Annotated in this window: 7 protein-coding genes; 5 read left to right on the forward strand and 2 right to left on the reverse strand. The window is 64.7% G+C overall.

What is annotated here, in order from left to right; all coding sequences use genetic code 11:
- Positions 1-78 precede the first annotated feature (78 nt).
- On the forward strand, positions 79-573 hold the full coding sequence (locus AAHB08_RS07310) for a GNAT family N-acetyltransferase (RefSeq protein WP_342058548.1): 495 nt from the start codon (positions 79-81) through the stop codon (positions 571-573).
- 62 nt (positions 574-635) lie between these two features.
- Here AAHB08_RS07310 and fabB read toward each other — a convergent pair whose 3' ends face one another.
- Positions 636-1,847 (reverse strand): beta-ketoacyl-ACP synthase I, encoded by a 1,212-nt coding sequence (gene fabB, locus AAHB08_RS07315; RefSeq protein ID WP_202045310.1) that lies wholly within the window; start codon positions 1,845-1,847, stop codon positions 636-638.
- Between the two features lie 90 nt (positions 1,848-1,937).
- Between fabB and mnmC the strand changes: the two genes are divergently transcribed.
- The gene (gene mnmC / locus AAHB08_RS07320) at positions 1,938-3,962 is read left to right on the forward strand and encodes a bifunctional tRNA (5-methylaminomethyl-2-thiouridine)(34)-methyltransferase MnmD/FAD-dependent 5-carboxymethylaminomethyl-2-thiouridine(34) oxidoreductase MnmC (protein WP_342058549.1); all 2,025 of its coding nucleotides are present in this window, start codon (positions 1,938-1,940) and stop codon (positions 3,960-3,962) included.
- A gap of 72 nt (positions 3,963-4,034) precedes the next feature.
- Here the strand turns inward: mnmC and AAHB08_RS07325 are convergent, their stop codons facing one another.
- Entirely contained in the window at positions 4,035-4,640 is a 606-nt protein-coding gene (locus tag AAHB08_RS07325; RefSeq protein WP_342058550.1) for a DUF922 domain-containing protein, read from the reverse strand.
- A 319-nt stretch (positions 4,641-4,959) separates the two neighbouring features.
- Between AAHB08_RS07325 and dcuC the strand changes: the two genes are divergently transcribed.
- The 3 genes from dcuC to AAHB08_RS07340 form a co-directional block, all read left to right on the forward strand.
- Entirely contained in the window at positions 4,960-6,312 is a 1,353-nt protein-coding gene (gene dcuC / locus AAHB08_RS07330; protein WP_202045304.1) for an anaerobic C4-dicarboxylate transporter DcuC, read from the forward strand.
- A gap of 101 nt (positions 6,313-6,413) precedes the next feature.
- Positions 6,414-8,075 (forward strand): bifunctional metallophosphatase/5'-nucleotidase, encoded by a 1,662-nt coding sequence (locus AAHB08_RS07335; protein ID WP_342058551.1) that lies wholly within the window; start codon positions 6,414-6,416, stop codon positions 8,073-8,075.
- Between the two features lie 281 nt (positions 8,076-8,356).
- Positions 8,357-9,998 (forward strand): hypothetical protein (locus tag AAHB08_RS07340; RefSeq protein ID WP_342058552.1); only part of this gene is annotated, 1,642 nt, incomplete at its 3' end.

Below are 9,998 nucleotides of genomic sequence, written 5' to 3' on the forward strand. Positions count from 1 at the left end.
GTTCAATTTGCACGCCCCCTGGGTTATGCTGAGCCCCTTCTTTCAAGGGTTGACCAGGGGCACGTGCCCTCCAGTACGATGATCAAGATCAGAACCATACGGGCCCTCGACTGGCCCGCCATCATGGCCATTCAGAGCGAGTGCTACCACCAGCTGGAGCCCGAGCCCCTCGAGGTGATGAGCAACAAGGCAGAGCTCGCCCCCGCCTGCTGCTGGGTCGCCGAGCGTCAGGGCCGGGTGCTCGGTTACCTGCTCTGTCATCCCTGGCGCGCCCACTGCCCTCCTCCGCTCTCGCAGCCCTTGCAGTCCCTCACCGACCACGAGGAGTTCTACCTGCACGATCTCGCGGTCAGTGGCGAGGCGCGCGGTCTGGGGGTGGGCCAGCGGCTGCTCGCCACCGCCCTCGCCTTTGCCAGCGATGAGGGTTACCAGCATGCCGGGCTGGTGGCGGTGCAGGATGCCCCGGCCTTCTGGCGCAAGCAGGGCTTCGTGCCAGCCAGGACCCCCAAGTCGCTGGAGGAGTACGGCGAGGGCGCCGTCTATATGCGGCTGCCTTTGACCGAACCGGCCTGAGGCCCAGTTCAAGCCCAATAAAAAAGGCGCCTTGCGGCGCCTTTTTTCACTTCATCGGCCCATCAAGCCTTGAACTTGCTGAACACCAGAGAAGCGTTGGTACCGCCAAAGCCGAAGCTGTTGGACATGACGGTATTGAGATCGGCGGCTTCGTACTCGCGCACTATGGGCAGACCCACGGCCTTCTCGTCCAGGTTCTCGATGTTGATGCTGGGGGCAATGAAGCCGTGTTCCATCATCAGCAGGGAGTAGACGGCCTCGTGCACGCCGGCGGCGCCCAGGGCATGACCGGTCATGGCCTTGGTGGCGGAGAGCTTGGGCGCATTGCTGCCAAACAGGGTCTGGATGGCTTCCAGCTCCTTGGTATCACCGACCGGGGTGGAAGTGCCGTGGGTGTTGATGTAATCCACAGAGCCGACACCCTGCATCGCCATCTTCATGCAACGCACCGCGCCTTCACCGCTCGGGGCGACCATGTCGTAGCCGTCGGAGGTGGCACCGTAACCGGTGATTTCGGCGTAGATGTGGGCACCGCGGGCCAGGGCATGTTCCAGCTCCTCGACCACCAGAATGCCGCCGCCACCGGAGATGACGAAACCGTCGCGGTCCGCATCATAGGTACGGGACGCCTTTTCCGGGGTGTCGTTGTACTTGGTGGAGAGGGCACCCATGGCATCGAACTGGATGGTGGAAGACCAGTCCAGCTCCTCGCCGCCGCCGGCGAAGACGATGTCCTGCTTGCCAAGCTGGATCAGCTCAAGTGCGTGACCGATGCAGTGGGCAGAGGTGGCACAGGCGGAGCTGATGGTGTAGTTGACACCCTTGATCTTGAACGGGGTGGCCAGGCAGGCAGAGGTGGTGGAGGACATGGTGCGCGGCACCATGTAGGGGCCCACACGTTTGACCCCTTTCTCACGGGCGATGTCCGCAGACTCGGAGGTGTTCTTGCCGGAGGCGCCGCCGGAGCCGACCACTATGCCGGTTCGCTCGTTGGAGACCTGATCCTCTGGCAGACCCGCGTCAGCGATGGCCTGCTCCATGGACAGATAGGCATAGGCCGCGGCGTCACCCATGAAACGCATGACTTTACGGTCGATCAGTTCAGACGGATCGAGTTTGATGTTACCCCAGACACGGCTGCGCAGGTTGTACTGTTCAAACTGCTCGGAATAGGTGATGCCGGATTTGCCTGCTTTCAGGGAGGCCAGCACCTCTTCCTTGTTGTTGCCGATACTGGAGATGACGCCGATACCGGTGATCACTGCTCTTCTCATTAATTCATCTCGTCTGGAAAAACTGGCACCGAGTCTACCCGCTTTCGGCTGCCAAACTGGTCTGCTTTCACGTAGAATGCCCGCGAATTTATGACGCGAGCAGAGGAAAACGTGAGTCAAACATCCTTACATCATGCCCGATTGGACTGGAATGAAGCGGGAACTCCAGTCTCCAGTGAGTTCGGGGATGTGTACTTTTCCAATGATAACGGTCTAAGTGAAACCCGCTACGTCTTTTTATTGCAAAATCACCTACCGGCACGATTTTCGCACCACGATAGTGACAGTTTCGTGATTGGCGAAACAGGTTTCGGCACAGGTCTTAACTTTCTGGCGACAATGGCCGCCTTCCTGGAACAGGCCCCCCAATCCGGCAACGGCTCGCACCTGCACTTCATCAGCTTCGAGAAATACCCCCTGGCCCAGGCCGATCTCTGCAAGGCCCTGGCGGCCTGGCCCGAGCTCGCGCACCTTAGCCAGCCTCTCATCGACCAGTGGCCGCTGCCGGTCTCCGGCTGCCACCGCCTCATTTTTGCCGGCGGCCGCATCCGCCTCGATCTCTGGCTTGGCGACATCAAGGAGATGCTGCCCCAGGTGCCTCACGGCCCCCAGGGTCTGGTGGATGCCTGGTATCTGGATGGCTTCTCGCCTGCCAAGAATCCCGAGATGTGGACACAAGCGCTGTTCGATGGCCTCGCTCGCCTCGCCCGCCCCAGCGCGACCCTCTCGACCTTTACCTGCGCCGGTTTCGTGCGCCGCGGTCTGATTGACGCCGGCTTTGCCATGAAGAAGGTGAAGGGGCACGGCAGCAAGCGGGAGATGCTGGCAGGGAGGCGGGAGGGCAAAGTGCCCGAGCAGAGCCTCTCCCCCTGGTATGCCCGCCCCGCCGGCCGGGACGGCGAGGTGCTGATCATCGGCGGCGGCATCGCCTCGGCCATGACGGCGCTCTCCCTGGTGGAGCGAGGCCGCAAGGTGATCCTGCTGTGTGAAGAGGGCGAGCCCGCCACCGGTGCCTCCGGCAACCGGCAGGGGGCGCTCTATCCGCTGCTCAACGGGGAGCACGACGCCCTGTCGCGCTTCTATTCCCTCGCCTTCGGCTATGCCCGCCAGCGGCTGCTGGCCCTGGCCGCGCGCCATCCCGTGGCCTTCTCCCTGTGCGGCGTCACCCAGCTCGGCTACGACGACAAGTCCGCCGCCAAGCTCGCCAAGATGGGTCAGGGTCCCTTCCCCCCCGAGCTGATGCACCCACTCTCGGCAACGGAGGTTGAGCAGGTGGTCGGCCTGCCCTGCGGCCACGGTGGCGTCAGCTACCCCTTGGGGGGCTGGCTCTGCCCGGCGGATCTCACCCGCGCCGCCCTGAAAGAAGCGCAAGCCAGCGGTCTGCTGCGCCTTGAGTACCACACACCGGTGAGCACCATCAGCGAGCAGGCGGAGGGCTGGCAGGTGGAGAGCCTGGATGGCCGCCAGTGGCAGGCCCCCAACCTGGTGGTGGCCGCCGGTCACCGGCTGCCCGCCCTGCTCCCCTTCGCGGAGCTGCCGCTCTACCCGGTGCGTGGTCAGGTGAGCCATGTGCCGACCACGGCGCGGTTAAGCCAGCTCAGGACTGTGCTCTGCTACGACGGCTACCTCACCCCGACCCACGACGGAGCGCACTGCATCGGGGCCAGCTATGGCCGCAACCAGAGCACCCTCGCATTCAGTGCCGAGGAGCAGGCTCAGAACCGGGCGCGGCTGCAAGCCTGCCTGCCGGATCAAAGCTGGCCTGCCGAGGTGGTCGTGAGCGGCAACGAGGCGCGGGTGGGCGTTCGCTGCGCCAGCCGGGATCACCTGCCGGTGGCAGGGCCCATCGCCAGATTGGCAAGCCTGGCGGATCAAGACCCTAAGGCCCCCGCTGATCAGCAGCGCGCGCTGCCCCTGCACGCCGGCCTCTATGTGCTGGGCGCCCTCGGCTCCCGGGGCTTGTGCTCGGCGCCGCTCTGCGGTGAGCTGGTGGCGAGCGAGATCTGCGGGGATCCGCTGCCGCTGGCCGCCGATCTGCTGGAGGCGCTGCATCCGGCCCGCTACTGGGTGCGCAGGCTGCTCAAGGGCAAGCCCCTGCGCGATCCGGCGTCCTGATCCCAGCCCTGGCTGGACCTCAAACAAAACGGGCTTCCCCAAGGGAAGCCCGTTTTTTATTAGCGATGACGATCAACTGCCCTCTGGCCAGCTGACCCCGAGCTTGCGCCCCCGATCGGTCTGCTGCGCCAGGGTGGCGAATCGATCCCGGGTCGCCTCCAGCACCGCCTGCCCCTGTTGCCAGCCCTGGTACTGCAAGGCGGCGCAATCCCGGGCGACGGGCAACTGGGCGAACCGGATGCCGAGCTGGCTGACGCTTTCGAGCAAGATGTCCTTGTGACGGCTCTCGTAGTCGAACATGGCCGCCACCAGCTTGTCCCACTTCTGCCGCTCCGCCGCGGACGCCCTGCCCTTGTCCATCCAGTTCGGCACCCTGACCTGGATGCGGGCCGTCACCTGGGCCTGATCCAGCTCGCAGCGCGCCGAGGTCGCCCTGGTCTGCAACTGCCAGGAGAGCTGATAGCTGGCCCTGCCGATATGGCCGTCCGCCTGGGCAGGCGACAAGGCGGTGATCTGGCGCATCACGGCGGCCACATCGGCCCCTGATACCCGATAGAACTGGAAATCGACCTTGATATCGGGTGCCACCCGAATACCTGCATAATGGGAGGGAGCTGCTCCGATTGAGGCGGCATATATGAGGGCCGCCACCGCCCCTGTCTTGCTGAAGAGTCCCATCGTCGTGCTGCCTTGCTCCTTGTGAGTCCGGCGTAATTTCAATTAATAATCAATGAATTAATAGTCAGTGTGGGAGATTAACCGCGATCAGGGGCGCTGTCACCTGCTCTCGGAGCCGGGGGCGGCAAAGGGGCGGCTTCCACCCGTTCAGAATGGGGATTTGCAAGGGAGATCACAGCCAGCCACCATCCCCATGGCGAATTACTCCTTATGAGGTAATAATCCCGGCGTTTTTGTTGGCACATGTCGAGCTAGCCAGTCCAACCCTCTGCTCAGCCCGTTAGATGCCCGACGTCACTCCATACTCAGGAACCTATTTATGATGGAACTCCTTATTGGCACCCTGGTCACCCTGGCCGTGGGTCGCTACATCTTCAAGGGCTATTCGGCGACCGGGGTGCTGCTCAGCGGCGGCCTCTTGCTGCTGGCGATCACCGCACTGATGGGCAAGGCGGTGCTGCCAGCCAGCGTCACCTCCACCGGCCACGTGGCCACAGACGTGTTCGAGTACGTGCGCTTCCTGCTGGTCGACAGGGGGGGCGGCCTCGGCATGCTGATCATGGTGCTGTGCGGCTTTGCCGGCTACATGAGCCACATCGGCGCCAACACCATACTGGTGAAGCTGGCCAGCAAGCCCCTTGGCATCATCAAGTCCCCCTACATATTGCTGGTGGCCGCCTACCTGGTGGCCTGTGCCATGTCGCTGGCGGTGAGCTCCGCCACCGGCCTCGGCGTGCTGCTGATGGCGACCCTGTTCCCGCTGATGGTCAACATGGGGATCTCCCGTGGCGCCGCGGCCGCGGTGTGCGCCTCCCCGGCCGCCATCATACTGGCCCCCACCTCGGGGGACGTGGTGATGGCCGCCCAGGCCGCCAACATGGAGCTCATCGAGTTTGCCTTCAAGCTGACCCTGCCCATCTCCCTGACGGCCATAGCCGCCATGGCGGTGACCCACTTCTTCTGGCAGCGCTATCTGGACAGAAAGTCCGGCGAGCACAACGAGGCGGTTGCCCCGAGCGATCTCATCACAGACGCCCCCGGCTTCTACGCCATACTGCCGTTCACCCCCATCATCGGCGTGCTGCTGTTTGACGGTAAGCTGGGCCCCAAGCTCGACATCGTCACCATCATCGTCATCTGTCTGGTGCTGGCCGCCCTGCTGGAGCTGGTGCGCAAGCGCAACGGCCGCGAGCTGCTGGACGGTCTGCAGGTGTGCTGGCGCAGCATGGCCGACGCCTTCGCCGGCGTGGTCATGCTCTTGGTGGGGGCCGGGGTCTTCGCCCAGGGGCTGATGGGGCTCGGCTTCATCGCAAACCTCTTGGATCTGGCCCAGAGCTTTGGCACCGGCGGCGTCATCATCATGCTGGTGCTGGTGGTCATCACCACCCTGGCCGCCTTCACCACAGGCTCGGGCAACGCCCCCTTCTACGCCTTCGTGGAGCTGATCCCGCACCTGGCCACCAGTCTGGGCGTCAATCCCGCCTACCTGGTCATCCCCATGCTGCAGGCTTCCAACCTGGGTCGCACCATCTCGCCGGTCTCCGGGGTGGTGGTCGCCTGTGCGGGCATGGGCAATCTATCCCCGTTCGAGGTGGTCAAACGCACCTCCATGCCGGTCGCCGTCGGCCTCTTGGTGGTGATCCTCGCCACCCAGATCCTGGTGCCTGCCTGAGTACCGTCTGACGCTTTTCCAGCCCGGCGTCTGCCGGGCTGGCATCCCCCCCACCCCTTGCAGTAGACTCGGTGCTCTTTTTCCCTAAGGAGGACCGAGCCTTGAGTATTACGGTTCAACTTGCCCACTTCAGTGACTGCCACTCCCATTTCGATGGCGCGCCCATGCGCTTCTCCCCAGAGGGTGAGTCCGAGTGGCGCACCCAATGTGGCGGCTACGGCCGCATCCTGACCCGGCTGACCGCCCTGCGCCAGCAGGCCGCCGCCGCGGGCCAGACCTGCCTGCTGCTGCACGGGGGTGACACCTTCCAGGGGTCGCTCTATTTCAACCGCTTCAAGGGGCGGGCCAACGCCGACCTGCTCGGCCTGCTGCGACCGGATGCCATGGTGATCGGCAACCATGAGTTCGATCTCGGCAACGGCCCGCTGGTGGAGTTTCTGCGCCAGCTCGACTATCCGGTGCTGGCCGCCAACCTCGACAGCAGCCAGGAGCCGGCCGATGCCCCGCTGCGGCTGCACGGCTTGCCACAGCTGTTTGATGCCAGCCGCCCCTGGCACAGGCGCGTCATCGACGGCGTCCCCTTCGCCCTGCTCGGCATCACCTTGCCGCAGATGGCCGCCATCGCAAGCCCGGATCCCCATACCCGCTTCCACGGCATCGAAGATACCCTCAGCGCCGCCCTCGGCGAGATCAAGGCCGAAGGAATAGAGCACATCATATTGCTGAGTCACCTTGGGCTGGAGCAGGACAAGAAGCTGGCGGCCCGCTTCCCCGAACTCAGCCTGATTGTCGGCGGCCACACCCACAGCCAGCTGGGGGATCTGGCCCCGCTCGGACTGATGAGCGAGGGGAGCTACCCCTTGATGATCGAGGGGGTCGCCATACTGCATGCGGCCCACAGCGCCCTCTGCCTCGGGGTGTGCGAGCTGGAATTTGATGCGCGCGGGCGTGTTTGTCAAAGCCGCGGCCAGCTGGAGTGGCTGCCCTGGCAGCCCTGGCCCTTTGCCTCGCCCCCGCCGGCAGGTCTCCATTTCTGCGAGCCAGCCCCCGAGATCGAGCAGCATCTGGCCAGGCGCTACCGGCCCGAGCTCGAGACCATGACCCGGCGCATAGTGACCCACCTCGCCGGGCCACTGCACCATCAGCGCCTGCCCGATGCCGCCCTGCCCGCCGGCAGTCAGGTCGCCCCCCTGGTGGCAAGCGCCATGCTGGCCGGTGCCCGCGAGCAGGTGGGCCAGGTGGATTTCGCCCTGCACAACGCAGGGGGGGTGCGCTGCTCCCTCGAACCCGGCCCCTTAAGCGAGGCGGACATCGCCGGGCGCCTGCTGCCCTTTGCCATCCCGCTCACCCTCTACCGGGTGCACGGCCATGAGCTGGCAGAAGCGCTGGAGGGGGCCATCGACAACGCTACCAACAACGGCGTGGTCGGCAATGGCAGCGGCAGCTTCCCCTATACCGCCGGGATGCGCTTCAGTTATCAGGCAGACAGGCCCAAGGGGAGCCGGATCACCCGCCTCGAATGGGAGGCGAGTCCGGGGCAGTGGCAGAGCGTCGAGATGGATGCCATCTATCGGGGGGTCTCCAGCGCCTACACCGCCTCCGGCAAGGAGGGCTACACGGCCCTGGCCCGCACCCTGACCCAGCACAATCAGGAGCTCGGCATCACCCTGGCCGATGCCTTTATCCGCTGGGCCCGCCATCTGCCCGAGCTGGCCCCCCTGCCGGCACTGGTGGAATACCAGGGCGCCAGTCCCATGGCCTGAGGCCCCTCGCCGGACCCTCCCCTGTCAAGGCGCCGCTTTTCTTCGTGAGAGCGGCGCTTGTTACATTTTTCAAGCACAGTCCCCAGCCCCATTGCAGCGGACTACCGCCTCGGCAACACCAGTCAACAGCGGGTCCCGCTAATCATTTAGCCCACTGCGGGCACTGAAAACGCTACTTTTATACATTATTTCAAACACATCACCCCAGCCCATTGCATCGGACTGCCGGCCTCGGCAAGATAGGCCCGCTTTTACGTCTTTCCCGCAGGAACAGGTCATCCATGAATCACGCCATCCGTTTTACCCCTCAGCGCTACAACCCCGGGCTCAAGCCGCTGGTTGTCCTGCTCACCGCCCTGATGGCGTTGCTGTTTTGCTTGCGCAACCCGCTGTTCCACGGCATGGCGCCCGGCTTTGATGCCTCCCTGTTTGCTGTGATGGGCAAGATGTGGAGCGAGGGGGGCGTGCTCTATCGGGACATGATCGACATCAAGGGCCCCATGATCTTCGCCCTCGATGCCCTCGGCTACTCCCTGGGCGGCTTCTTCGGGATCTGGCTGCTGGAGTGGGTGCTCTGCTGGCTCGGTCTGCTCGCCAGCTGGCAGGCGTTTTCCCAGCTGGGGCTCTCCCTGCGGGCCCGCCTCGGCAGCATGCTGGCGATCCTTGCGCTCTACAGCACCCGCTACTACTACGGCAACATGACCGAGGACTGGACCTTCCACCTGGCCCTCATCGCCCAGTGGGCCTTCATCACCCTGCTGCTGGACAAGCAGTTTCGCTGGGGCCCGGCCCTGGTGGCGGCCCTCACCTTCGCCATCGTGGCCTGGATGCGCACCAACAATGGCGCCTTCTGGGGAGCCTGGTATCTGGTGCTGTTCTGCCACTGGTGTCTGCGTGAGCAGTGGCGCTGCGCCTTCGGCCTGCTCTGCTCCAGCCTGCTGGGGCTGGCCCTGGTCGGCGGCCCGCTGTTTGCCTACTTCCAGCACCACGGCTTGCTGGACGAATTCAAATACTACGCCTTCGGCATCTTCTTCGAGGGGAGCTATGGCAACGGCTTCTCGCCGGAAGTGGGGGCCGTCGGCTTGCTGCGCACCGGCCTCGTCATGCTGCTGCCTGCCTTCATGGTGCTGATGCTGGGGCGCCGCCAGGAGTGGTATCTGCCCGCCCTCTGCGCCACCCTGTTCGGCGTGCTCTTCACCCTGATCGCCAACTCCGTCTCCGGCCACGTGTTCGATCACTACGACGTGCTCTACCTGCAACTTGGCCTGCTGCCTCTGGCCTGCCTGCTGGATCGCAGCGAGCAGCAGTCCGATGCCCTGGGCCTGCTCTGCATCTCCCTGGTGGTACTGACCGCGAGCTGGCTGCTGGCCCAGCAGCTCGGTTACGGCTGGAGCACCAAGGAGTGGTCGCTGCCGCGGGTGCGCGAAGTGCTCGGCAACAGCCTGCTGTGGGCCCTGCCGGTGCTCATCCTGGTGCCGCTCTGGCGCGCCTGGGATGTGCGCAGCGCCACCCCCTGGCTTGCGTCGCTCGCCATGCTGGCGCTGCTGGTCAACAACGCCTGGGAGGGCAACCTCAAGGGCAAGCCGTTCAATCCGCCGGCCCAGGTGCGAGTCGACAGGATCAAGGCCGAGACAGGGCCGACCGACAAGATCTGGGTCGACGGCATACAGCCGCAATACTATCTGTGGACAGATCGCCAGCCCGCCTCCGCCTATCTGTTCTTCGCCAACGTCAATCCGCCCTATGACGTGCGCGAACGGGTGCTGGCCGACATCCGGCGGCAGGATCCCAAGTTCATCATCGCCAAGCCGGAGCGGGTGGCAGAGCAGCTGAAGACGCCGAGCTCTCCCGCCAGCCTCGCCTTCTATCAATATCTGACGGACCGCTACCAAGAGGTGGATCCGGGTCTCTATCGCCGGCGTT

The organism is Aeromonas sp. OTU364 (assembly GCF_038440395.1).
Lineage (GTDB): Bacteria > Pseudomonadota > Gammaproteobacteria > Enterobacterales > Aeromonadaceae > Aeromonas.